The organism is Microcoleus sp. B13-B6, assembly GCF_036705405.1.
Taxonomy (GTDB): domain Bacteria; phylum Cyanobacteriota; class Cyanobacteriia; order Cyanobacteriales; family Microcoleaceae; genus Microcoleus.
In genome coordinates, this window is record NZ_JAUBUJ010000068.1 from 20,115 (window position 1) to 42,439 (window position 22,325).

The 22,325-nt window shown below is 44.9% G+C and carries 25 protein-coding genes and 1 pseudogene; 13 read left to right on the plus strand and 13 right to left on the minus strand.

What is annotated here, in order from left to right; all coding sequences use genetic code 11:
* Position 1 precedes the first annotated feature (1 nt).
* On the plus strand, positions 2–175 hold the full coding sequence (locus QUB35_RS25445) for a hypothetical protein (RefSeq protein WP_333144447.1): 174 nt from the start codon (positions 2–4) through the stop codon (positions 173–175).
* Between the two features lie 185 nt (positions 176–360).
* Here the strand turns inward: QUB35_RS25445 and QUB35_RS25450 are convergent, their stop codons facing one another.
* Positions 361–678 carry a DUF3067 family protein gene (locus QUB35_RS25450; protein WP_190661639.1) on the minus strand — a complete coding sequence of 106 codons (318 nt, stop codon included), beginning with the start codon at positions 676–678 and terminating at the stop codon, positions 361–363.
* A 214-nt stretch (positions 679–892) separates the two neighbouring features.
* On the opposite strand from QUB35_RS25450, the gene petC reads away from it, so the two are divergent.
* From petC to QUB35_RS25485, 7 genes are all read left to right on the plus strand, one after another.
* Positions 893–1,435 carry a cytochrome b6-f complex iron-sulfur subunit gene (gene petC / locus QUB35_RS25455; RefSeq protein WP_333062057.1) on the plus strand — a complete coding sequence of 181 codons (543 nt, stop codon included), beginning with the start codon at positions 893–895 and terminating at the stop codon, positions 1,433–1,435.
* 165 nt (positions 1,436–1,600) lie between these two features.
* On the plus strand, positions 1,601–2,590 hold the full coding sequence (gene petA / locus QUB35_RS25460; protein ID WP_333144448.1) for a cytochrome f: 990 nt from the start codon (positions 1,601–1,603) through the stop codon (positions 2,588–2,590).
* A 295-nt stretch (positions 2,591–2,885) separates the two neighbouring features.
* Positions 2,886–3,737, plus strand: a complete 852-nt coding sequence (locus tag QUB35_RS25465; RefSeq protein WP_333144449.1) for an alpha/beta fold hydrolase — start codon at positions 2,886–2,888, stop codon at positions 3,735–3,737.
* A 160-nt stretch (positions 3,738–3,897) separates the two neighbouring features.
* On the plus strand, positions 3,898–4,341 hold the full coding sequence (gene psbQ / locus QUB35_RS25470) for a photosystem II protein PsbQ (RefSeq protein WP_333144450.1): 444 nt from the start codon (positions 3,898–3,900) through the stop codon (positions 4,339–4,341).
* 103 nt (positions 4,342–4,444) lie between these two features.
* Positions 4,445–4,606: a hypothetical protein gene (locus QUB35_RS25475; protein ID WP_333144451.1), complete on the plus strand. Its 162-nt coding sequence runs from the start codon at positions 4,445–4,447 to the stop codon at positions 4,604–4,606.
* Between the two features lie 32 nt (positions 4,607–4,638).
* Positions 4,639–5,766, plus strand: coding sequence for an FAD-dependent oxidoreductase (locus tag QUB35_RS25480; protein ID WP_333144452.1), 1,128 nt, complete (start codon positions 4,639–4,641; stop codon positions 5,764–5,766).
* 51 nt (positions 5,767–5,817) lie between these two features.
* Positions 5,818–6,300, plus strand: coding sequence for a hypothetical protein (locus QUB35_RS25485; protein ID WP_333144453.1), 483 nt, complete (start codon positions 5,818–5,820; stop codon positions 6,298–6,300).
* Between the two features lie 75 nt (positions 6,301–6,375).
* On the opposite strand, the gene QUB35_RS25490 is transcribed toward QUB35_RS25485, so the two are convergent.
* The 6 genes from QUB35_RS25490 to QUB35_RS25515 all read right to left on the minus strand — a co-directional run bounded on the left by QUB35_RS25490 (position 6,376) and on the right by QUB35_RS25515 (position 11,180).
* On the minus strand, positions 6,376–6,591 hold the full coding sequence (locus tag QUB35_RS25490) for a MafI family immunity protein (RefSeq protein ID WP_333144454.1): 216 nt from the start codon (positions 6,589–6,591) through the stop codon (positions 6,376–6,378).
* 290 nt (positions 6,592–6,881) lie between these two features.
* On the minus strand, positions 6,882–7,082 hold the full coding sequence (locus QUB35_RS25495; protein ID WP_333144455.1) for a hypothetical protein: 201 nt from the start codon (positions 7,080–7,082) through the stop codon (positions 6,882–6,884).
* Complete coding sequence (locus QUB35_RS25500) at positions 7,079–7,276, minus strand: BrnT family toxin (protein ID WP_333144456.1); 198 nt, start codon at positions 7,274–7,276, stop codon at positions 7,079–7,081. The genes QUB35_RS25495 and QUB35_RS25500 overlap by 4 nt, the downstream gene beginning before the upstream one ends.
* A gap of 84 nt (positions 7,277–7,360) precedes the next feature.
* Complete coding sequence (locus QUB35_RS25505) at positions 7,361–7,519, minus strand: BrnT family toxin (RefSeq protein WP_333144457.1); 159 nt, start codon at positions 7,517–7,519, stop codon at positions 7,361–7,363.
* A gap of 328 nt (positions 7,520–7,847) precedes the next feature.
* The gene (locus QUB35_RS25510) at positions 7,848–8,264 is read right to left on the minus strand and encodes an NUDIX hydrolase (RefSeq protein ID WP_333144458.1); all 417 of its coding nucleotides are present in this window, start codon (positions 8,262–8,264) and stop codon (positions 7,848–7,850) included.
* 285 nt (positions 8,265–8,549) lie between these two features.
* Entirely contained in the window at positions 8,550–11,180 is a 2,631-nt protein-coding gene (locus QUB35_RS25515) for a M1 family metallopeptidase (protein ID WP_333144459.1), read from the minus strand.
* Between the two features lie 691 nt (positions 11,181–11,871).
* On the opposite strand from QUB35_RS25515, the gene QUB35_RS25520 reads away from it, so the two are divergent.
* On the plus strand, positions 11,872–12,954 hold the full coding sequence (locus QUB35_RS25520; protein WP_333144460.1) for a class I fructose-bisphosphate aldolase: 1,083 nt from the start codon (positions 11,872–11,874) through the stop codon (positions 12,952–12,954).
* 448 nt (positions 12,955–13,402) lie between these two features.
* On the plus strand, positions 13,403–14,284 hold the full coding sequence (gene cas6 / locus QUB35_RS25525) for a CRISPR-associated endoribonuclease Cas6 (protein WP_333144461.1): 882 nt from the start codon (positions 13,403–13,405) through the stop codon (positions 14,282–14,284).
* On the opposite strand, the gene QUB35_RS25530 is transcribed toward cas6, so the two are convergent.
* On the minus strand, positions 14,285–14,611 hold the full coding sequence (locus QUB35_RS25530; protein ID WP_333107428.1) for an antibiotic biosynthesis monooxygenase: 327 nt from the start codon (positions 14,609–14,611) through the stop codon (positions 14,285–14,287). It lies immediately after the preceding gene.
* Positions 14,612–14,734: 123 nt separating this feature from the next.
* Positions 14,735–15,718, minus strand: a complete 984-nt coding sequence (locus QUB35_RS25535) for an Rpn family recombination-promoting nuclease/putative transposase (RefSeq protein WP_333144462.1) — start codon at positions 15,716–15,718, stop codon at positions 14,735–14,737.
* Positions 15,719–15,888: 170 nt separating this feature from the next.
* Here QUB35_RS25535 and QUB35_RS25540 point away from each other — a divergent pair, with 170 nt between their 5' ends.
* A complete protein-coding gene (locus tag QUB35_RS25540; protein WP_333144463.1) occupies positions 15,889–16,356 on the plus strand; it encodes a response regulator in 468 nt (155 codons plus the stop codon).
* A 100-nt stretch (positions 16,357–16,456) separates the two neighbouring features.
* Positions 16,457–16,750 carry a DUF2103 domain-containing protein gene (locus QUB35_RS25545; protein WP_333144464.1) on the plus strand — a complete coding sequence of 98 codons (294 nt, stop codon included), beginning with the start codon at positions 16,457–16,459 and terminating at the stop codon, positions 16,748–16,750.
* Here QUB35_RS25545 and QUB35_RS25550 read toward each other — a convergent pair.
* Together QUB35_RS25550 and QUB35_RS25555 are read right to left on the minus strand one after the other, a co-directional pair.
* Entirely contained in the window at positions 16,739–17,365 is a 627-nt protein-coding gene (locus QUB35_RS25550) for a HEAT repeat domain-containing protein (RefSeq protein ID WP_333144465.1), read from the minus strand. The two genes, QUB35_RS25545 and QUB35_RS25550, sit on opposite strands and share 12 nt — an antisense overlap.
* 174 nt (positions 17,366–17,539) lie before the next feature.
* Positions 17,540–19,465, minus strand: a complete 1,926-nt coding sequence (locus tag QUB35_RS25555; RefSeq protein WP_333144466.1) for a hypothetical protein — start codon at positions 19,463–19,465, stop codon at positions 17,540–17,542.
* On the opposite strand from QUB35_RS25555, the gene QUB35_RS25560 reads away from it, so the two are divergent.
* On the plus strand, positions 19,464–19,589 hold the full coding sequence (locus QUB35_RS25560; protein WP_333144467.1) for a hypothetical protein: 126 nt from the start codon (positions 19,464–19,466) through the stop codon (positions 19,587–19,589). The two genes, QUB35_RS25555 and QUB35_RS25560, sit on opposite strands and share 2 nt — an antisense overlap.
* An 83-nt stretch (positions 19,590–19,672) precedes the next feature.
* Here the strand turns inward: QUB35_RS25560 and QUB35_RS25565 are convergent, their stop codons facing one another.
* The gene (locus tag QUB35_RS25565) at positions 19,673–19,972 is read right to left on the minus strand and encodes a hypothetical protein (protein WP_333144468.1); all 300 of its coding nucleotides are present in this window, start codon (positions 19,970–19,972) and stop codon (positions 19,673–19,675) included.
* 882 nt (positions 19,973–20,854) lie between these two features.
* A pseudogene (locus tag QUB35_RS25570) lies at positions 20,855–22,189 on the minus strand (cobaltochelatase subunit CobN); the annotation flags it as partial.
* Positions 22,190–22,325 lie beyond the last annotated feature (136 nt).

The following is a 22,325-nucleotide window of genomic DNA, read 5'->3' on the forward strand; positions in this document are numbered from 1 at the left end:
ATTGTTGACAGAAATTGGTTCGGATGATTTTGGTAAGCATGAAGGACGATCGCCCAAAATTAAAAAAGCCCCTAAAAAGCCCCAGAAACTGTTGCGGCATTTAAATCCCACAGTTGGCGGCGCGCAGCAAAGCCCGCCACACAAGACTTTGAATCAAAACACCTGTGCAAATTAGATGCGCCACAGCTTAGTTTCTCACCCGCGGCAAGTCGTATGATAAGCTCGCCGATCGATTTTAGGGACTTTGGGCTCAACTAATCCAGCCGCGGCGCGACACAAAACTTTAGGGAACTCCCCCAGATCCCGGCTGTGGAGTCAATCTAAAATCTAAAATCTAAAATCTAAAATCGACTGAGTGAATCAAAACTCGTCTAGCAACCACTCCGAGGCTCTTTCACCCAAATCTAGGGGAACGCTGACAGCTTTACCCAAGCGCGGGCGATCGCGAGTAGTTACGATATATTCTCTCACCTGTTCTGTGCTCCCCCAGCCGTTGAGGTAATTGGCCACCGCATCCAAATGCTCGAAATAATCAGCCTCCGTCATCGGAAAAGATGCCTGTTCTAGATATTTCCACATAACTTGCACAAAAATCTTGCCTCGTGTTCGCCGCAATCTGATATCGTAAGACTTTCCCCATTTTTCTAGCAGTAGCTGGTGTAAATCCTTGCCCGTCATGGTTGCTCCTGAGTTAATCCATTAAACAATAAAAGACAAAGTTCAAAAAATGTAATAATACTCTAATAAAGGCTGGAAGGCGCATTCTTAAAAGGAATTTTCGCGGCCTAAAATTTGTGCGAGCAGATTAACGGCAATTATCCTCCTTCCTCTGCACGTACAGGTTCGCTAACAGCTAACAAACAAACGTAACTTAAAACCGTAAAGGCAGGTCATGGCTCAATCTTCTGCTGGAAATCCCGATGTTCCCGATATGGGGCGTCGCCAATTTATGAATTTGCTGACGTTCGGTACAGTCACAGGTGTGGCACTGGGCGCACTCTATCCCGTTGTCCAATATTTTGTTCCTCCGTCGAGTGGGGCAGTTGGCGGCGGAGTCACAGCTAAAGATGCTTTGGGTAACGACATCATCGTTAGCGAATATTTGGCTTCGCACCCTGCGGGCGATCGCAGCTTAGCCCAAGGTCTCAAAGGCGACCCCACCTATGTTGTGGTGAAAGAAGACTTATCTATCGCCGACTACGGCATCAATGCAGTCTGCACTCACTTGGGTTGCGTCGTGCCTTGGAATGTTAGCGAAAACAAGTTTATCTGTCCTTGCCACGGTTCTCAATACAACAATGAGGGCAAAGTGGTGCGCGGCCCCGCGCCTTTGTCTCTGGCCCTGGCCCACGCCACTGTCGCAGATGACAAGATCGCTTTTACAACTTGGACAGAAACTGATTTCCGCACCGGCGAAGCACCTTGGTGGTCTTAAACTATTTTGGATTTTAGATTTGAGATTTTAGATAGGGGGTGAATGGTGAAAACCACAGATAAGTGCATCCCTAAACCAGTCTAATAATCCAAAATCCAAAATCCAAAATCCAAAATCCAAAATCCAAAATCCAAAATTGTCTGACCTTTGAGATTGAATACTCTAATGCCACAAACTAATTTATCTGCGATATTTCGCCGCAGTGCCAGGACGATCGCGAAAACTGCCTTAATTGCGATCGCCGCAGCAGGATTTTTCCTCACCAGCGACATCGCACTTCCCCAAGCAGCATTTGCTTACCCTTTCTGGGCTCAGCAAACAGCACCCGCTACTCCCCGCGAAGCAACAGGCCGCATTGTTTGCGCTAACTGTCACCTCGGTGCAAAAGTGACTGAAGTGGAAGTGCCGCAATCTGTTTTGCCTGACACAGTGTTTGAAGCTATTGTCAAGATTCCCTACGATACTAGCGTGCAACAAGTTGTCGGCGACGGCAGCAAAGGTGGCTTGAATATCGGCGCAGTTGTGATGTTGCCCGAAGGTTTCAAGATTGCTCCCGCTGACAGAATTCCCGAAGAAATGAAGGAAAAAGTCGGCGATCTTTACTTCCAACCTTACAGCGAAACCCAAGAAAATATTCTTTTAGTGGGCCCGGTGCCGGGAGAACAGTACAAAGAATTGGTATTCCCAGTTTTGTCGCCGAATCCGGAAACTGACAAGTCGGTTCACTACGGCAAATACCAAATTTATGTCGGAGGCAACCGCGGTCGCGGTCAGGTTTATCCTACTGGCGAAAAGAGCAATAATACTGTTTACAATGCTTCGGTAGCTGGCACCATTTCTAAGATTGCTCAACCTGAAGATGGCGGTTATCAAGTGACAATTCAACCTGCCGAAGGTGCAGCCGTTGTTGATACGATTCCCGCAGGCCCAGAACTGATTGTTACCGAAGGACAAACAGTTGCAGCAGGCGAACTTTTGACGAATAATCCTAATGTGGGCGGCTTCGGTCAAAAAGACGTGGAGATTGTGCTGCAAAGTGCCGATCGCGTTAAAGGATTGATGGCTTTCGTGGCTTTGACCATGCTGGCTCAAATTATGCTGGTTCTCAAGAAGAAACAGGTCGAAAAAGTTCAAGCTGCTGAAATGAATTTCTAAGCGCGGCTGTAATTAGTTGGGTAATACCAATTTAATGTGAAGTTGCACATATCTCGATCCCCCTAAATCCCCCTGGTTGTTGGGGAGTAGGGGTTGACTTTGAGAAGAATCTTGTCCCCCCCTTTGTAGGGGCGGTGCGACCCCTACTCCCCGTGCCCGCCCTCTTGGCTAGGGGGGATCGGATTCTACGGGGCCTCATAAAAAATTGGTATAAGGTACTCTGTGTACACCCAACTATTAGGTAAGTAGGGCGGGTAATCCCCGCCTTATTGTTTGATAAATAACCAGTAAAATAATGTCAATTGATGAGAAAATAGTTGAAGTAGGCCCGCTGCAATGGTTTTATCGGGAAACAAATCCAGTTAACGAAACTGGTAAACCGCCCGTACTGCTGCTGCACGGTTTGCCGTCCCAGAGTTTTACCTGGACTGTAATGATGCCGGATTTGGCGGCCCAGGGATTTAGATCGATCGCCCCAGATTGGGTGGGTTACGGGCGATCGACAAAACCAGACAAGCGCGACTTTGCCTACACTCCCGATGCTTTTGTTGACGCCCTCGCTGGCTTTATTCAAGCTCTAGAATTAGACCGATTTTACCTCGTTGTCCAAGGATTTTTAGCTTCAGCCGGTATTCAATACGCTTTGCGGAATCCAGATAAAATTGAGCGTTTAGCTGTCATCAATACACCAGTTTCAGCAGATATAAAATTGCCTTGGAAAATGCAGCAGTTGGGGCTGCCTTTTATTGGCGATATGATGACGCAAGACCCGCTTTTGGTTGACAGAACTCTCGAAGGTGGCAGCGGCCAGACAATATCAGACAAGGATTTAGATGTTTACCGTCGCCCGTTTTTGAAGAGTTCGGATGCAGGTCGATCGCTGATGAATACAGTCCGCAATATTCAATTGCCGCAGTCAATGGCCGAAATTGAATCCGGCTTGAAAGCATGGACTCGACCAACTTTATTTGTCTGGGGTTTGACAGACCCTTGGCTGAGTGTTGAACCTGCTAAAAAGCTAGTCGGTTCCCTGCAAAATGCAGAGTTAGTCACACTGGAACAAGCGGGGCATTATCCTCAAGAACATTGGTCAGAAAAAGTTGGCGATGCTGTGATAACTTTTCTGCGCCGCCAGGAGGTAAAATAATATTTTGTACATAACTCTCGGTGCTAGGTCAGTGAACCAGCTCATCGCCGAGCTGCATTCCCTGGCAGAGCCTTGGAACGAACACGAGCAACCCCGTACCCGCCCTGTGCCCGCTCGCAACGAGCAATCTAAAATCTAAAATCTAAAATCTAAAATCGACATGACTCGTCCCCGTTCAATTTTTGCCTTGATGATGGCGTTTTTGATGGCATTTCTGGTTAGTTGCAGTAGTGTCGAAGCAAAAGTTCCAACGACTTACACAGCAGCCCAGATCCAGCAAATTCAGCGTTATGTTCCTACCCTGACAGAGTTGCGATCGCGCATGGATAAACTGGGAACCCTAATTCAAAAACGGAATTGGGTTGATACCAGAACTTACATTCACGGGCCTCTAGGCGACTTGCGGAATGTAATGAAAACCGTCTCTGGGAGTTTGTTGCCTAGTTCTCAACAGCAAGCTGTTGATTTAACTAAGAGTTTGTTTACCGATTTGGTTAACATTGACCTTGCTGCTAAAGAGCTTGACTATGCAAAAGTCACGGCCAGCTATCAAAAAGCTGTCAATGATTTCGATACCTTCTTGCAGCTAATTCCTAAAGCTTAACTAGCCTTAACTCACATCTGGCATCCAGAACAGGCAAGATGCCTGTTCCACAAAGAAAGAATCAGTTTTCTTGTGGGGCGTATCATTGTCAAGAACAGGCAAGATGCCTGTTCCACAAAGAAAGAATCAGTTTTCTTGTGGGGCGTATCATTGTCAAAAACAGGCAAGATGCCTGTTCCACAAAGAAAGAATTAGTTTTCTTGTGGGGCGGGCATCTTGCCCGTCCGAAAAAGGTTTATATGGACAAAACCTAGGAAGCAGTTAATCTAAAATCTAAAATCTAAAATCTAAAATTGAATGGTTCGTGTTGCAATTATTGGTTGCGGTATTGTTGGGGCTTCGATCGCCTTTGAACTAAGTCAATTTCCCGAACTGAAAGTTACTGTGTTCGACAAACAGCCGCCGGCACAAGGTTCGACTGGCGCTGCACTCGGTGTTTTGATGGGAGTTATCAGCCACAAAACTAAAGGCAGAAATTGGCAGTTGAGGGAAACCAGCCTTCAGCGCTACGAAACTTTGATTCCTGAATTGGAAGCAGTTACAGGGCGAAAAATTCCTTTTAACAAACAGGGAATTTTAATGCTTTGTTCGGAGGGAGAGGATTTAAGTAAGTGGGAAAAGTTGATAGCAACTCGCCAATCTCAAGGTTGGCAATTGGAACTTTGGGATCGGGAACGAGTGCGATGTCGCTGCCCTCATCTCTATTTAAATGATAAGATTATTGCTGCGATTTATTCGCCTCAAGACCGACAAGTCGATCCGACGGCGCTAACTTTGGCTTTGGTTGAGGCTGCTAAACTCAAAGGAGTTAATTTTGAGTTTGGAGTGGAAGTTCAAGGCATTACTGAGTTGGATTCTCAGGTGTCTGAGATTCAACTCGCATCTTCCATTGCTGTCAATAAGTCTTGTGGAACAGGCATCTTGCCTGTTGCTGAAAATTTCGATCGACTAATTGTGGCGGCTGGTTTGGGTTCTGCTGCTGTGACTGCATCGTTAAATCAGTTGGTTGACATTCGCCCGGTGTTGGGACAAGCGCTGCATTTGCTGACGCCCAATCCTGTAGGAAACCCAGATTTTAGCCCGGTAATTACTTGCGATGACGTTCACATTGTCCCTGTGGGAAATCAGGAATTTTGGGTGGGGGCGACGGTGGAGTTTTCCGAAAATGGCGGGGAAATTCAGGCGAATGCTGATATGTTGGCGCAAGTGATGGCGAGGGCGACATCCCTTTATCCGGGCTTAGCATTCGCCTCAATCATCAGGAAATGGTCAGGATTGCGCCCGCGGCCGGAAGGGCGGCCGGCCCCCATTATTGAGACGCTTCCCGGTAACGATCGCGTTCTCATCGCCAGCGGCCACTATCGCAACGGTGTTCTGCTGGCCCCTGCAACAGCGCGATCGATTCGAGAAATGATTTTGCAATAATTAACAAATGTTAATATAATCAAGATAGCAATTCATATCTTACATCTAAATATGTCCGACAAACCTTTAGGTAAACCCCGCTCTTTGTGGCGACTAATTTTGCTGTCGGCAGTCAGCTTGCTGCTATATTACGGATGGTACAAATGGATTATTCAAGAAGAATTGCGTCGCTATAACGGCAGCGGTTGGTCGGGAACTCTTTGCTTGCTTCCTTTTGTTTTAGGAGTAGCCGTCCCCCAAGCTTTGCGAATATTCGACCCTGACGTTCCCGGATGGTTTGGTTGGTTTTCCTTGCTGGGTATTGCTTGGATTTACATCGTGCAGTTCAAACTTTACAACACAGTTAACGAATTGTACCGCCAAGAAGGAATCAAAGAACCGCTAACAGTTTGGTGGATTTTTGTACCCGGTTTAAATTTAGTTGTCGGCTTGCGGCAAATTCACTTTTTAAGCCAGTTTTGGGCGAGAAAACAGGGAATAGAAGTTAAGGATAACTTAGCCGAAAGTATTCCTTTCCTCTCAGCTAACGCTTAATCTGTATTCAGGCTTATGGACTTGTTGCTGCAATTTCTCTGGGATTTGCAGCGATCGCATCTACATATTCTATTCTCAAAGAGTTACGTGGACTTTTAACATCTCCCAAGTTTCCCGTTCCATGTTCAAGATATTGCCCACTTCTTGCCAAAGTTCATAAACCTTTAAATTTATGGGAATTTCTTCTTCAATGAGAATATCGCACAAAGTCTCTAACGCCAGATTCCACTCGCCCGCCTGAATATTTGAAACCATAAATTCTATTTGAGTGTCTGACAGTTGTGGTTTCACGATGTTAATGACCGAAAGCATCTAGGGTACAAGCCCCCGCATTCATTCCTTCGCAGACTCAGGACCTGGGAAATAAAAAACCTGTATCCGATGAAACTTGCCGAACGTATTTATCCGTGGGGTCAAGTCTTCAATTCTAAGATCTAAAATCTAAAATCTAAAATCGATTGACTTCATGGAGTTTACTTTCTACAAGTTTATAGTCAAACATGATCCTATCTCCTTCTGGGAGCGATAGCGATCGGGCATTATGAGCCAAGCCACTTGAGAAAAGGAACCGGGTTTCTCACCTACTCAATACTTTGAATTAGTTTAATGTTATTTCTCAGCCATTCATTGACCAAAACTTGAACCTCAATCTTTTTATGCTCAGCAATTTTAGTCACAAATTCCTCGACATCTGGTTCGAGATAAATGGGATAATGAAACGTAGCATCAGGATGGTAAAACTTGCCTTGCTCTGATGAAGAAAAGTCATACTCTGATTTCATAATTTCCTCTCTTGATAAGCTTGGGTTTCAGTCAAATTAGCTTTGCGGGCTGAAATTATCCGAATTATACAGGAGGTGCGATCGGTTTGTTCAAAGGTATGGATGACAACCCTTAAAGTTCCTGTTTCATCTAAGCCTATGGTAATCCATCTATCTTCATCTTGACCACGAATTTCAAAGGTGGTACCCGCCACGTGATTTATCCGTGGAATCAATCCAAAATCTAAAATCGAAAATCCTCAAGCCCCCGCATTTATCCGTGGGGTCGCCTCTAAAATCTAAAATCTAAAATCTAAAATCGATTGACTGTGTTCTTCATCATATATTGTTAATTGAGAACGATCGCGGAAAACAGTTGATGCCAAACGAAAATTTAATTGATGCTTGCGAATATTTTGCTTTTCTTTGGCTGGATTCCAATCAAAGTTATAATCCAAGGCAATTTATTATGGTAAACGAAGCTAGAATTAAATTATAACATAAATTATGAGTTAATGACTTCATGGAGTTTACTGCCAACAAGTTTGTAGTCAAACATGAGTTTCTCTCCTTTTGAACTCGATCGCGATCGGGTCTTATGAGCCAAGCCACTTGAGAAACGTATAGCGGAATCTTGTCTGGCGACTTAAATCCTGGTAAGTGACTCCTGGAATCGCGCACATTTTAATCTTAACATTGCTGAACTTTGACTGCACTTCCGATTCCAGCTTGTCGAGAAGTCTTAGATACCCGACTTTGTGAATAAGTCGGATATCTGGGTATTGTTCACCAGAACCTATTAGGCAAATCGGCTAAAATGAGTTTGAGTTCCGGTTCATTAACCCGCTTAATTGCTTTAGGAATACTTACCCACTGCCGCTTTCTCTTGGTAGCTTCGGGCCAAATTTCCAGAACTGCTTGCACTTCCATTAAAAATACTCCTACCAGCCAAGTACAGCCGGACTTTTGATACTCGTAAGTTCCTAGCAAATCCGGGAACACTTTACCCAACAAACCTGCTTCTTCCCAAGCTTCCTTGGCGGCGGAATCTTGGGGAGTCATGTCAGGTTCAATTAATCCTTTGGGAATCACCCAGCGCTTGCTAGCCGAAGAAGTAATCAGCATTACTTCAATTTGTCCGTCTTGAATGCGATAGGGAATTACCCCCGATTGCTCTATCAATACAGCGGTTCTTATACTCATAATTTCTGCAATATTTCAGGGTGAAAAAGCTACTGCAACTTCATCAACAGTTGACAACTCAAAAATAAAAATTGCATCCACCTTCTAGATAATTCCCCTGTTGAGACAACAAAGTGGAGAATAAAGATATTTGGTTTTTCCCCTCTGTGGAAAATAGGAAATTCCCCTGCACTCCCACTGAACAATAATATTATTATAATAACTGCGCGAAATCCTCTACCGACAAGCAGATAAAAGCCGATCGCCAATATCTGCCTTTATCTGCGCCAGTATGGGGTTTTACACCTAATCTTTCTTCGCCTTAGCCTCCAAATTCTCCATCCGACTCCTCAAATCTTGATTCTCCTTTTTCACCTGGTCTAATTCCTCCCGCAACTGCTTTACCGCTGCATCAGAACCAGCATTTTTCTGCACTCTCTGCACAGCTTCATCAGCCATGCGGCGAACGCGACCATCGGGAGTTTGGTCAGCTAAAGAACGCAAAATGCGAATGGCTTTGCGAGTTTGCATTTGTCCTAATCCCGCTACTACAGAGACTTGAGTCAAGAAAAACGTCTCTTTAGATAATTCTGCCAATCGCTGCAAAATCCGTTCTAAATTGACCTTGGTTTGACCACTCGAAATTGTACCCAAAGCTCGAATTGCAGCCAAGCGCAAAGCTTGCGGAGTACCGGCGGCTGTGTATTTCAATATTAAATTCAGCGCATCTTCCGAAGTTTTCATCTGCGCCAAACCGGAGATCGCACCCGATCGCACTACCTCATTCCACCCCTGACGCTCTTTGAGCACCAATTTTAACTCTTTCAGTACCTGTTCGTCGGTCGGTTTTTCGTCGGGGTTAGCCGCTGCAATTGAGCCCATAGCACTCGCTGCGGCGGCTTCTACATAATAGCTGTCGTCGCCTTTTTCGACGATCGATCTCAGCGCTTTATAAGTTTCGTGAGTTTGGATTTTACCCAGCGCATTCACCACAGCGCGACGAACACGAGCATCTTTATCTTTTAAACCACTTACTAAACCTTCAAAAACTTGGTCGAGTTTAATTTCAACTAACTGACCGGCAACTTCTGCCCGTACTGCCCAGAACGGCTCTTTCTTGAGAACTTCTGACAGCGTTTTCACCGCTTCCAGCCCTCCCTTCTTCGCCACAGCTTGGGCAGCGTAAATCCGCGAAACCGGGTCTGGATCGAACTGCAACTGAGCTTTTAGTTCCGCAATTCCATACTCTAAAACAACAGTCTTTAAGTATTTATTGCCGACATCAAAACTGATAAATGCAGGCTTCTCTTCGAGAGGGAAATAGAAGCTTTGCTCGCGCTCATGCACTCGGACTGTGAAAGTTTTTAGGTTCGGGGTTGAACGTGCCCAACTGTCATCGTTTGCTTCTTTTTCTGGCTTGTAACCGAAGCCGATCGGAATTTTTAGGTCAAAGACATCTTTGCTGTTGCCGTTGCCATTTTTGCTATCTTTCACCTGAGTTTGAGTGACAGTAACTTTTGCTAATTTGCTGTCACCATCCCAGGAATAAGCAACCTTATAATCTGGATGACCGCCACGATAAACGTACTGGTCAAACAAAAACATGAGATTGCGACCGGTAGCCTTTTCTATCGCCCTGAGCAAATCGATCGTTTCTACAGTTTTGTGAGCGTTATCCCGCACAAAAGTGTGAATTGCTTTGTAAAATAATTCGTCGCCCAACTCGGCGCGAATCATGTGATAGACGCAAGCACCTTTTTCGTACAAATGGCGATCGTACAATTCAATGGCTTCGCGGTAAACGTGAGTAACCATCGGGCGGCGGTAGCGGGAACTGTCTTCTGCTAAATAACTGCGGGCTTCATTTAACATATAGTAAGCCGCGTCTTCTTTGCCATATTCTTTATCAGTCCACAGCACCTCGGAATAAGAAGCCATGCCTTCTTTCAGCCAAGCGTGAGACCAATGTTTAATTACTACTAAATCACCGAACCATTGGTGAGCCAATTCGTGGGCGACTAAGCTTTCAGTACCTCGATTGTCGAGGGCGGCGCGTTCGTCTAGCAAGCACCTATCTGTTAGCAAAGTTGTCGAAGTATTTTCCATACCGCCGAAGATGAAATCATCGACGCAGACTTGAGCGTATTTGGGAAAAGGGTAAGGATAGCCAAATGCTTCCGAGAAGAATTCAATCATTTGAGGCGTTTTGCCCATGCTGCGCTTAGCGTCTGCTTCGCGGCTTCTTTCCACGTAATAATTAACTGGTTTGCCGTTCCATTCGTCTTTAATTTCGGCGAAATCTCCGACTGCTAAGGTCATTAAGTACGTCGGGTGTACCTGGGTTTGCGACCAGTGATAAATTTTCTCGTCGCCGTCGTTTTTTGTGCTAATTAATTCACCGTTGGAGATGGCAAAAAGTTGCCTGGGAACTCGCACTCGAATTTCCGAAGTTGCCAACTGTCCGGGATAGTCGAAACAGGGAAACCAGAAGCGGGAATCTTCGTCTTCGCCTTGAGTCCAAACTTGTGTTGGTTTGTCTGGATAGTTTTTGTCCGGGCCGACGAAATAAAGGCCGCGTTGGGGTTTTTCGACCGAGTATTCGATCGCAATAGTAATTGGTTGGTAAGCTTCTGTTGGTTCGTGCAGTTGAATTTGCAGCACTTCGCCGTCGCTGTCGAAATTTTGCTCGGTTTCGCCAACTTTTACCGATTCAATGTTCAAGTTGACCGCATCTAAGGTTAATTTGTCAATGCCGCTGCGGACGGGATTGATGCGGATGCTGCAAGTGCCGCGAAAGCTTTGTTTGGGAATATTCAGCACTAAGTCGAGGAAAATGTGTTCTACTTGACCAGGGCGATCGGGATTGTAATGCGGCCTGGCACCGGGCATCTCGAAGGATTTGTGAGCGTTTTCAGAATCGAAGTAAGTATTTGACATTGTGATGGCAAAGTTGTGAGTCGAGCGGCGATCGCTGGCAGCGCCGATCCGGCTGAACTGCCAGCTTATTATAGAGTAGCGCGTCCTAGCTGCTGTTGTCGCTAACTTGTTAAAAACTGGGTCTATCGTTGAGGGGATGGAAAATATGATTTTTTCGTTACAATATCACCAAGGCTAATGTCTGCAATCATCAGCCTGCAATTGAAATTGAGAGGGAAATCTGCGTCAGTAACTCAACCCTAAAGGGATTGAGCTTGTAAGAGAAATTCTTGCAAGCTGTACTGACCAGCCTAAGTCTTAATTGACTACGTTTTTTGAGTCACGACACCCCGGAATGCGTAGCTAGTTCCTTGCTCTGTCATCTGCAATTAAACAGTTTTAAAGTCACTGAAACAGTGTTGCAGGTCGAAAAAGCTCTTAAAACATTGACCGACAAGCTAACATTACCCCGAAAGGGAGGCTCAATTGAGCGAACCATTATGCGTACAGGGTTGGGAAGTTTGAGATGGTAATTGTCAAGCGCGAAAGTGCATTACAAAAGTACACCAAATTGAACAACTCCAAGGCGGTAATGGGTAAAGAAAGATTCAATGCGGTTGAAACCGCTTGTGTGATCCACGCTCGCGTAGCCGAAGTGTCATTGTCCTCTCAGGGCTAAAGCCACTGAGTTTCGCACTTACTGAGATTTTTTATGACAGCTACACTATCAGTTCCCAATTCCATCGAGTCTTGGCTGGGCGACGAAGCCGAAGACTTGCTCACCCATGAAGCAAAAGTTTCTAAAGATTTTTTGCACCTGCCGGGCCCGGATTGGGTCGATCGCATTTTTGCTCAAACCGATCGATCTCCTCAAGTTTTGCGATCGCTTCAGCAACTCTATTCTAGCGGACGCTTGGCGAATACCGGCTATTTATCCATCCTGCCAGTAGACCAAGGAATCGAACACTCGGCGGCCGCTTCTTTTGCACCAAATCCCATTTATTTTGACAGCGAAAACATCATCAAACTAGCAATCTCTGCAGGCTGCAATGCTGTCGCGACAACGCTGGGAGTTTTGGGAAGCGTATCTCGCAAGTACGCGCACAAAATCCCTTTTATTGTCAAGCTCAATCACAACGAGTTGCTGACTTATCCCAATCAATACGACCAAATAATGTTTGCTTCTGTAGAACAAGCTTGGAATTTGGGAGCAACAGCAGTCGGAGCAACAATTTATTTTGGTTCCCCGGAATCGACGCGGCAAATCCAAGAAGTTAGTCAAGCTTTTGCACAGGCTCACGAATACGGAATGGCGACTATTCTGTGGTGCTACCTCCGCAACGATATCTTTAAACAAGACCAAGATTATCACATTGCGGCAGATTTAACCGGGCAAGCAAATCACTTGGGAGTGACAATTCAAGCTGATATTATCAAGCAAAAATTGCCCGAATGCAACAACGGCTATGCAGCAGTTGCTAAAGCTAGCGAGCACAGTTACGGCAAAACCGACAAGCGCGTTTATTCGGATCTAACAACGGATCACCCGATCGATCTAACTCGCTATCAATTGCTCAACTGTTATGCGGGAAGGATGGGTTTAATTAACTCCGGCGGTGCTTCCGGGAAAAGCGATTTTGCAGAAGCAATTCGCACGGCGGTAATCAACAAGCGCGCTGGGGGATGCGGCTTAATTTCCGGCCGCAAAACTTTTCAGCGTCCCTTTGAAGAAGGCGTAAAATTGTTCCACGCCATTCAAGATGTTTATTTGTCGCCCGAAATCTCGATCGCCTAAAAATTTACCGCACTCAATATCACCACCTAAACCTAGCGTGCACCTTACGCACAAATTCCCCTAAACGTAGGGTGCACACTGTGCACCTTACGTGATTAAAATTCCTTAATCTGGCGTTGCAACTTAGCTGTAATATTAATACTATAGCAATCCTAAATCATTTGTAAAAATATGTAGGGGTAGTGCTACCCCTACTCCCCGTGCCTACCCCCTATCTATCGGGGCAACCACGGGGAGTAGGGGTCGGATTGCCCCTACAAGAATTACACGAATCATTTAGGATTGCTATAGCTGAACATATATATAGCAGTTCTCAAGCGTGGTGAGGTATGGGGTGAGTCCTATGCCCTATGCCCTATGCCCTATGCCCTATGCCCTATGCCCTATGCCCGCCAGAGCACCTCATGTTACTGAGAAAGGCGATACAGACACAGTATATAATTTAAAAATGCCCCACAGCCTTGTTTTAAACCTGCAGCCAGTTGCACCAATTCCATCTCAGTTTTTAACGGGACGGCATCTCCACGCTTTATTTTTGAACCTTGTGGGTGCTGTAGACAGCGATTTGAGCGCGTACCTGCACGACCAATCTCATGAAAAAGCTTTCACTTTAAGCCCTTTTCAAGTAAGCAGAAAAGAGGCTTACAAAAGCAGTACGCCCCAGCCACAAAAGAGAGTTTTGCCTCCGGCTTCCCGCACAATATCTCCGGCTGTACAGTGGGAACACAAGCAAGCAATTCAGGAAAATACGCCGATTTGGTGGCGAATTTCTCTGCTGGATGACAGTTTGTTCGATCGCCTAACTCAACTTTGGCAGCAACTTAATTTCGCTCGCCCTTGGCATCTCGGCCCGACAAATATATACATTACTAATATTTTGAGCGAACCGCAATCAAACCAGCCTTGGGTAAACTTTTGTACTTACGCCGAATTGTTCGATAAAGCTTCGGAAACTGAGCGCCAAATTGCTTTTAGTTTTTGCACTCCTACTAATTTTCGGCAAGGTGTATATGATAGTGCTATGCCCACTCGTGAAAGTATTTTCGGCAGTTTAGCGAATCGCTGGAACAAGTACAGCCGGATTGCGATCGAACCTACTTTCACAGAAGCTATTTTTCCCAGTTTCTTCGATATCAGAACAGAAGTTAGTACGGATTCTCGCAGTAAATTTATTGGCTGCGTCGGCGATATTAGTTACCGAATTATGGGAGATATAGCTCCTGCTACTATCAAGCAAATTAACACTTTAGCAGATTTTGCGCTTTACAGCGGAGTCGGGCGAAAGACGCCGATGGGAATGGGAATGACGCGCCGGTTGCATGATTTTTAATTATTCACCCTTGGGCTGAATTTCACTGACTATTTCATAAACATCAGTGTCTGGTATTTTCGCAAACAAAGGCGCCATCTGCTTCAATATTTCCTGATAAGCTTCGCTTTGATTGGCTGCCATATCTTCTACACTTTCCCAAAAAATGATGGCAATACCTTTGTCTGTATTGGGCAATTGCAGCAGGTATGCTCCCTTAAAACCTGTGGCATAAGTTGCAACGGCTTTTTCAAAAAGTTGTTCTGCAGCTTCAAATTTTCCTGGTTTAAATTCGCCAATGGCAACGTAGGCAAACTGATGTCGGAGAAAGTCGAGAAATTCTGACATATCTTTTTCCTCACTTAATAGCGATACACTAAGTTATATTTTACCCGATCGCCCGAAATTTGTGAATATCGCTGTTTATAAGTAGATCGACCTAAAAAAACCTCACAGCGATCGCTCTCTCTCTTATTCTGCTCTATCCAACCAAACCATTAAATCGGATAAACTAGAAAATCCGACTACCTCCTCTACCAAACTCTCTAATTGCTCAACCGATAATTCCCCAATCCGCGAAACTACATCGGGATTTACGGCTCCTACTCGTCGCTCCAGCAGACGCAAAATTAATGCTCTTTGACCTGCTCTAATCCCTTCTTGCATCCCTGCTTGACGGCCTTCTTGCATCCCTGCTTGACGGCCTTCTTGCATCAATTGAGCCCTAGCTCGCTCCAAACCTTCTTCTATACCTCTAGAAACTATTCCCCGCTGTTCTTCGATCGCCGCTTCTTGGGCTTCCATATCCTGGAACTCTTTCAAGCTTAAGTTAGCTTCATTGGCAATTTGAAAAGCTTTTTCTAGTTCTGGAACTGTTTCCATTGTGGCTGGGATTGTTTCTAGATCGGGAGTGTGCTTCATAAAATAAATCCATTTATCAGTCAAACTTGTGAGTTCATCTAACTCTTTTTTGAACTTCGGCAACTCGACAAAAAACATTTCTACTTGGAGATGGGGATAATCAAATAGTTTCTCTTTTTCTTTGAAAACGAAATGAGAAATAACATCAGGTTGTTCTTTAAACATTTCAAAATCGGTAATCGTCAAAGCAATTACTGGTTTTAATCTCGGATAACCTTCTCTAATTTTGAGTTGGTTGGCATAGGTTTTGGCTAAGTTGTAGATGACTCGTTTTTCAAAAGCGGCTACATTCAGAACTTGCATTTCAATAATTACCGTCTTGTTGCCGGTAATTCGAGCTTTGACATCCAAATAACTATCTTTGAGTCCGCTAACGGTAGCAGCCGAGTAAGGGTCAATAATTTGCCAGTCTTGGATGATTGGCTCACCGGCGTAAATTAGAGCATTTAAGAAGCTGATGAGGATGTCTTGGCTGTCGGTGGAACCAAAGATTTTTTTGAAGGCAAAGTCTGTTTTAGGGCTGATAAATTTCATGATATTTTTCTTAATCTGTTTTAGTGATTTATGAAAGATTTTGATGAAGCGCGATCGCTTGGGCGCTGCGAAAACTGGGTCGCTGCAATAGCCCACTTGAATTTATGAAAATACGGGTGGTATAAATTTAACATACAAGTAAAAATAAAACCAACATAAAAGTAACAACAATGACCAAAATATTAGTAATTGAAGACAATAACTTAATTCGAGAAACCGTATTAGAACTTCTGGCATCGCGCGGTTTTGAAGCTGTAGGCGCTGAAAATGGAAAAGTTGGTATCCAGTTAGCTGCCCAAATTCCCGATTTAATTTTGTCTGATGTCATGATGCCGGAACTAAACGGTTTTGAAGTATTCGCAGCCGTGCGATCGCACCCTGCAACTGCCAGCATTCCGTTTATTTTTATGACAGCCTCCGAAATGGAAAAAGCCCTGGAACTCAAAGCAGACGGCTATCTCCAGAAACCTTGCAGCCTAGCAGAAATGCTCGCGGCGATCGCCACTCAACTAGAAAAACCGACAGTTAGCAACCCACAACATCAAAAAGTACAGGACAATTCTGTGCCATCAAATCTCAGCTTGCGCGCCAGCAATCAAAAATCTCGGTTTGAGATTGCCTCGGTTTGCTCGCAATGACACGCACAGTAACGTTATGGATACATAAGTTGAGGGAATTTCAAATTGGTTCCCCCCAGGGGTGGCTTAGACTGGGTATGTTGAATTTGGTTAAATATTTATGAACGCACAACCCAAAGGCCGCCTTGTTTGGAATCACTCTACCCACCTTCCCGGTTTGATACCAATTTTAGAGCGCCTCACCCTAAAAATGGGCATTCAAACAGTCACACCTGGGGTCATCAACAAAGTTAAAGGACACATCCCCCGCATGACATTAAGAGTGTCAGTACCCATCCGCGGGGGATTTAAAATCATCGCCAGACAGGGCAAAACCGTACAAGAAGTCTTTATATTAACGACTCTCACTCAAGGGGACTTGGAAGAGACGATCGCCCAAACCCTAGCCAAGTGACAATATTTTCTTAGCAAGCAAAGCCCGAGCCTTAACTGAAGTAGTTTCATCGCTTTGGGTGATTTCCTCAAGTCTGGCCGAAACTTCCGCTAACCAATCCGGTTTAACAGTCGCAGCACCCGCCAAAGCTTGCAAACCCCCCGCTGCTGCGTAGCGCACCACCCATTCTGGATCTCGGGACGCTTGCAGTAGCGTTTTCACAGCGCGAAGTTGAGCATCTGCAATTTGTTCTGCCGGCATCAATTCCCAGCAAATCGTCCCCAAACCCCTAACCGCCGCCCGCCGCACGCTCAAAGCAAAGTCATTCGCCGCTGCATCGAGCAAAATCTCCAAACCCCTGGGGTCGCCAATTCCCGCCAAAGCCCGAACAGCCCAAGCTCTCGCCCCGTAATTGTAGCCGTCAAGCTGTTCTAGAAGCGGCAGCACCGCAGCTTCTCCGAGTTGAATCAGCCCGTCAACGGCGGCAACAGCGGCGCCTGGGTTGTTGTAACCGAGCACTGTAATTAAGGTAGGAATTGCTTGTTTTGAGGAAGCTGCCGCCAGTGCTTTGACTGCGTTTAACAAGCCTTCGGAAGAATCTGCTTGTTCGACAGCCTGAATTAGTTCTAATGCCATTTATTTGTAAGCTTTACCGTGACTATTGTAATTGTAGGTTGGGTCGATCGCGCGATCGAACTTTTTGCAGCGTGGGTGAGGCGCGGCGATTAACTTGAAAAGCTTACCCTGCTCGAAGTAGGACTGTCTTGGTTAAAGAGTCGAATCGGCCAAAAACTCGACTCCATACCCGCGCTAGGAATTCTTGCGCTGTGCATCCTCACCGCCTTGGCGCTTCCGATAAAACTTAGCCCAAGCATACCGCTGCGGATTTTTTTTCAGCAGATATTCCACAACTTCCCGACGCTTCTCATCTTTAGCATTTTTGACAACCTGCTTGAGTTCGGAATCTATATCTTCTGATTCAGCACCGCGTTTAATTGCCTTGTTAAACCAATCATCGCCCTGTGAATATTGACCCCGCTCATAACAAATAGCTCCCATCAAAGTGTAAGGATGATGACTCTGAGGCTGATACTCAATAGCTTTTAGCGCGCACTTTTGTGCATCATCTAATTTATCAATATCTCGGAAAGCACCGCCCCTCGTTGTTAGCAAAGCTGACTTGAGCTTATTTTCTTTGATTTGGTCGAAGTCCAGATTTTCTGTCACCTTCAATGCACTTTCCGGTTCATCTGCCTTGCGCCAATGACTGCTGGCGTTGGGCAAGTTCCATTTATTTCCAGTGCGCTCATATTCCCGATCGTAGAAAAGCGCTTCCAGCCTGTGGTAAGCCATAGCAATCTTTCCATGACTAGCTAAAAGTCCCTGTTGTATTAACTGAACAACTAACACAGGATCTAGACGCTCTTCTTTCTCCAATTTGACCATGATTGCGTAAAACGGATCGAAAGGGAAATCACGATCTATAATCCGATACTTGACCTTGAGAGCAGCAAATTCCTTTTCTTGGGCAAAAGTAATTACGTCTTCACGTCCATTCTGTTTCAGCCAATCAATATCAGCCTCACTTAAATGCTCTCCCGATTGGATTTTGGATTTCAGACTAGCAACATAGTTTTCAATAGCAAAAGTAATTACATCATCACGTCCATTCTGTTTCACCCAATCCAAATCAGCCTCACTCAACTGCTCTCCCGCTTGAATTTTGGACTTGAGACTAGCAGCATATTTGTCAAGCGCCAGAGTAATTGTCTCAGTTAGTTTACGCTTTTTCAGAAAGTTAATATCCGGCTCACCTAGCGGATTTTCTAAATCAATTTTTTTGAGAACTTTATAAAGATGGCTCGATCGTGATGAATCCTCATATTCATTAGCTTTATACTTAACTTTCAGTTCAGCAAAGTGCCGTGTCTGTTCAATCTCCAAAACAATGTTAAGCGTTTCGCTAAGTTGATACTCTTCTAGCCAGTTAAGTTCTGACTCGCTCAACTGCATATCTGCATCCAGGTTTTTCAGGATTTGATAGAGCGGACTACAGACAGATGTTTCTGCGTATTCACTAGCTTTGTACTTATCCTTGAGTTGGGCAAACTCAGCTTCCCGTACAGCTTTTTGTTGCCAAAAAATTTCTAGAGTATCAACCAGTTGGTTGTTGAACAGCCAGTTAGCCTCTACATCACTTAATATTTCTCGTGCATCCAGTTGCTTGAGGATTTGATACAAGGGGCTATCAAGTGAACAATCTGGATATTCAGTTGCTTGGTACTTAGCCTTTAGTGCAGCAAATCGCGCCATCTCTTCAACGATAGCAACTGTTTCAGTAAGCCCCTGTTGTTGCAGGTATTTAACTTCTAAGTCAGTTAGCTGATTTTCTGAGTCAAGTTTCCAAAGGATAGGATACAAAGGACTGGATAGCCGTAAATCGCGATGTCTGGCTACTTTGAACTTAGACTTGAGTTGAGAAAATTTAGCATCTAGTTTTCTTCGTTCTTCAACCTTACGTACTGGCTCTTGCTCGATAGCTTCTATTGTTTCCAAAAGCTCTTGGTTTAGTAACCAATCCCACTCGAAGTCGGTAATTGCACATTCTAAATCAGCTTTTCGCAGAATGAGATACAGAAGACTACAAGGAGATGAATCTTCATATTTTGTTGCTTGATACTTGGACTTAAGCGCTACAAAATGTTGCACCTGGACTTCAAAAGGATCGTTGCTCATGGTGAATCCCCCGATTTATACTTCTAGCCGCTACACAACCATCTCCCAGCATTCCGCGATCGCCCGCAGTCAAAACCCAAACTTTTTTAACCGAAAACTCATCCAGATGGTAATATTATTTTAACAGGTTCGGTTTCACCAACTACAGCTACAAACCTCAGTATTTTCACTGAAATTTATAAAAATTAGTACCTAAAGCCCCCTCCCTCATTTTTTGCTCATTTCCGTGCCTTGAAATATTCCCGAACTGTAGGATCGCGTCATGAGCAAAATCATGGTAATAAGTCGGTCTCCTTTTAAGCTAGTTCCTTCAAGATCGTAGCCTCCTGTTTTACAGTCTCGGAACAGTTCTTCAATACCCATCCGCTGCTTATAAGCATTGATGGCTGCCGGCAATGACCCTAAATCTGTGAGAATAAACCATGCTTCATCCACTTTCCATCCCCCGTAGTTTCTTTTCCACTTACAAGCAACATCAAATCCAGTAGCAGGCTGAGTTTTTCTCACTCTTTTACCTTGAAAATATAAAGAGGTGCCTGGTACTATTCCTAATTCATCTAACCGTTGCAAAACTAAATATTACGTTTCGATTAAGATGATTCTTTTTCAGTCTTAAACAAAAAGATACACCCTTTTCCCTCAGCCAGTTTCCCAAATCGACAGAACAAAATTCACGGTCTCCTAAAACGATGACTTTATATTTTGAAAATAATGGTAAAACTTGCTGTAAATTGGTAGTCTGTGACTCGAAGCTAGTGTTTCCCAATTTTTGCAACAGTGACCAGTATAATGGAATTGCTCTTCGCTCCCAGCTCAGGCTAACCATAAAGAGATTAAGGCGGCCCCATTGACTGCGGTCGATTGATCTTGATAAAGTTTGACCAACACGGCAATAAGTAATCAACCAATAAGTAATTAATGGGAACCAAATTAGTGAGATAGTTAAGTTCGGCAAGTCGAGAAACCTTTGTAGTTTTCTACGCCGACTTTCTGTTGTAATTGGATAGGGAACTACCCGCGAGAGCCGTTTTAATCTCACTTGTTTTTCTGATTGTATCAAGGGTAGCAAGATTCCAATCAGTTTAAATTGAGCTGAACTTAGTTGTTTTTTTAAATGAATGAGGTAGAATGTTGGTATCATTATTTTGTAGATAGGCAAGCGTGTAACAATTATGCTGCCTATCTTTTTTGAGCAGCGAATTGGCTCAATCCTTACAAAGGTATGGGTTTCAGGCTGGTTGTTACCCCCCCAGCTCGTTACCAGGCAGAGCCTGGTAACGCAGATCCGGAGGCTCTGCCTCCAATTTTCATGGAAGCGCGAGGCAGAGCCTCTGGGTATCGGTTCCCAGGCAGAGCCTAGGAACCAGTTAAATATTTAGAGTAAAAAAACTACACTGTCACCCCTTCAATTTTCTCATCAGTCAACTCATACAACTCGCGCAACTGCTGCAACTTATCCGCATCCGGCTGCCAAAAACCCCGCCCGTTAGCCTCCAACATTCGCCCTACAATATTGCGAAAAGCTTCAGGATTAGCCTCCCGCAACTTCTTCGCCATCTCTTCATCCAAAGCATAAGTATCAGCAGCCTGATCGTACACCCAACTATCAGTAAAATCAGCCGTTCCGCCCCAACCAATTAACGCCGTCATCCGCTGCGAAATTTCATAAGCGCCGCCAGAACCTTGATTTGCCATCGCGTTAGCCCACTTAGGATTTAGCAACTTAGTTCGATATTCCAAGCGCAGCAAATCTTCTAAATTGCGCGGAGTTGTATCCTGAGAAAAACTTTCTACAAAACTCGTGTTAACCTTTTTGCCACGCTGCTTTTCTGCGGCTTTCTTCAAACCGCCAGTATTCGCATAATACTCTTGAATATCAGTCAAACCGTATTCAACAGAATCAATTTCTTGAATTATGCGATCGCACCCTTGCAACAACTGAGTCAAAACCTCCGGCCTCGCTTCCCCCTTATCCTTCCTCCCGTAACTAAAAACATTGCGACTTTCCCAAGTTTTCCCCAACTCATCCCCCGATTCCCAACTACCATCAACAACCCTATCGTTAACCAAAGAACCAAAATCCCCAGCCGGATTAGAAAACAACCTTGCCGAATAATTCTGCACACCTTTTGCCTGCAAAATTAAAGCGTGTTTGCGAATAAAATTATCCGATTCCGGTTCATCAGCATCCGCCGCCCGCACGAACAAATCATCCAACAATTCAATAATATTCACAAAGCTATCACGGAAAATCCCCGAAAGATTTCCCAACACATCAATCCGGGGATGACCGACATCAGCTAACGGTTTTAATTCATAGCGAACAATGCGGCCAGTACCTTCTTTAAGAGGTTCAGCCCCCACCAATTCTAGCAGAATTCCAATAGATTCGCCCCGGGTTTTAATCGCATCCAAACCCCACAACATCACCGCCACAGTCTCAGGATATTTACCCTGTTCTTTAACGTGCTTCTCAATAATTTTCCGAGCAATTTCGCGCCCCCTTTCATAAGCAGCAGGAGAAGGCATCCGATAAGGATCTAAAGCGTGAATATTCCGACCAGTTGGCAACACCCCAGCCCCATCCCGCAACAAATCCCCACCCGGTGCCGACAGAATATATTCCCCATTCAAACCCCGCAAAAGATTAGTCAACTCATCCGTCGTTTGCAACAACAAATCCCTAACTAGCAAGCCCTCCTCAAAAACCCCATCCAACCCCTCTTGTGGCACAGGCATCTTGCCTGTGCTGATTTGTGGCACAGGCATCTTGCCTGTGCTGGTTTGTGGCACAGGCATCTTGCCTGTGCTGGTTTGTGGCACAGGCATCTTGCCTGTGCTGGTTTGTGGCACAGGCATC

Coding starts and splice junctions, on each gene's coding strand:
- QUB35_RS25450 (WP_190661639.1), bottom strand. CDS start 678: ATGACGGGCAAGGATTTACACCAGCTACTGCTAGAAAAATGGGGAAAG.
- petC (WP_333062057.1), top strand. CDS start 893: ATGGCTCAATCTTCTGCTGGAAATCCCGATGTTCCCGATATGGGGCGT.
- petA (WP_333144448.1), top strand. CDS start 1,601: ATGCCACAAACTAATTTATCTGCGATATTTCGCCGCAGTGCCAGGACG.
- QUB35_RS25465 (WP_333144449.1), top strand. CDS start 2,886: ATGTCAATTGATGAGAAAATAGTTGAAGTAGGCCCGCTGCAATGGTTT.
- psbQ (WP_333144450.1), top strand. CDS start 3,898: ATGACTCGTCCCCGTTCAATTTTTGCCTTGATGATGGCGTTTTTGATG.
- QUB35_RS25475 (WP_333144451.1), top strand. CDS start 4,445: ATGCCTGTTCCACAAAGAAAGAATCAGTTTTCTTGTGGGGCGTATCAT.
- QUB35_RS25480 (WP_333144452.1), top strand. CDS start 4,639: ATGGTTCGTGTTGCAATTATTGGTTGCGGTATTGTTGGGGCTTCGATC.
- QUB35_RS25485 (WP_333144453.1), top strand. CDS start 5,818: ATGTCCGACAAACCTTTAGGTAAACCCCGCTCTTTGTGGCGACTAATT.
- QUB35_RS25495 (WP_333144455.1), bottom strand. CDS start 7,082: ATGAAATCAGAGTATGACTTTTCTTCATCAGAGCAAGGCAAGTTTTAC.
- QUB35_RS25510 (WP_333144458.1), bottom strand. CDS start 8,264: ATGAGTATAAGAACCGCTGTATTGATAGAGCAATCGGGGGTAATTCCC.
- QUB35_RS25515 (WP_333144459.1), bottom strand. CDS start 11,180: ATGTCAAATACTTACTTCGATTCTGAAAACGCTCACAAATCCTTCGAG.
- QUB35_RS25520 (WP_333144460.1), top strand. CDS start 11,872: ATGACAGCTACACTATCAGTTCCCAATTCCATCGAGTCTTGGCTGGGC.
- cas6 (WP_333144461.1), top strand. CDS start 13,403: ATGCCCCACAGCCTTGTTTTAAACCTGCAGCCAGTTGCACCAATTCCA.
- QUB35_RS25530 (WP_333107428.1), bottom strand. CDS start 14,611: ATGTCAGAATTTCTCGACTTTCTCCGACATCAGTTTGCCTACGTTGCC.
- QUB35_RS25535 (WP_333144462.1), bottom strand. CDS start 15,718: ATGAAATTTATCAGCCCTAAAACAGACTTTGCCTTCAAAAAAATCTTT.
- QUB35_RS25540 (WP_333144463.1), top strand. CDS start 15,889: ATGACCAAAATATTAGTAATTGAAGACAATAACTTAATTCGAGAAACC.
- QUB35_RS25545 (WP_333144464.1), top strand. CDS start 16,457: ATGAACGCACAACCCAAAGGCCGCCTTGTTTGGAATCACTCTACCCAC.
- QUB35_RS25550 (WP_333144465.1), bottom strand. CDS start 17,365: ATGGCATTAGAACTAATTCAGGCTGTCGAACAAGCAGATTCTTCCGAA.
- QUB35_RS25560 (WP_333144467.1), top strand. CDS start 19,464: ATGGTGAATCCCCCGATTTATACTTCTAGCCGCTACACAACCATCTCC.
- QUB35_RS25555 (WP_333144466.1), bottom strand. CDS start 19,465: ATGAGCAACGATCCTTTTGAAGTCCAGGTGCAACATTTTGTAGCGCTT.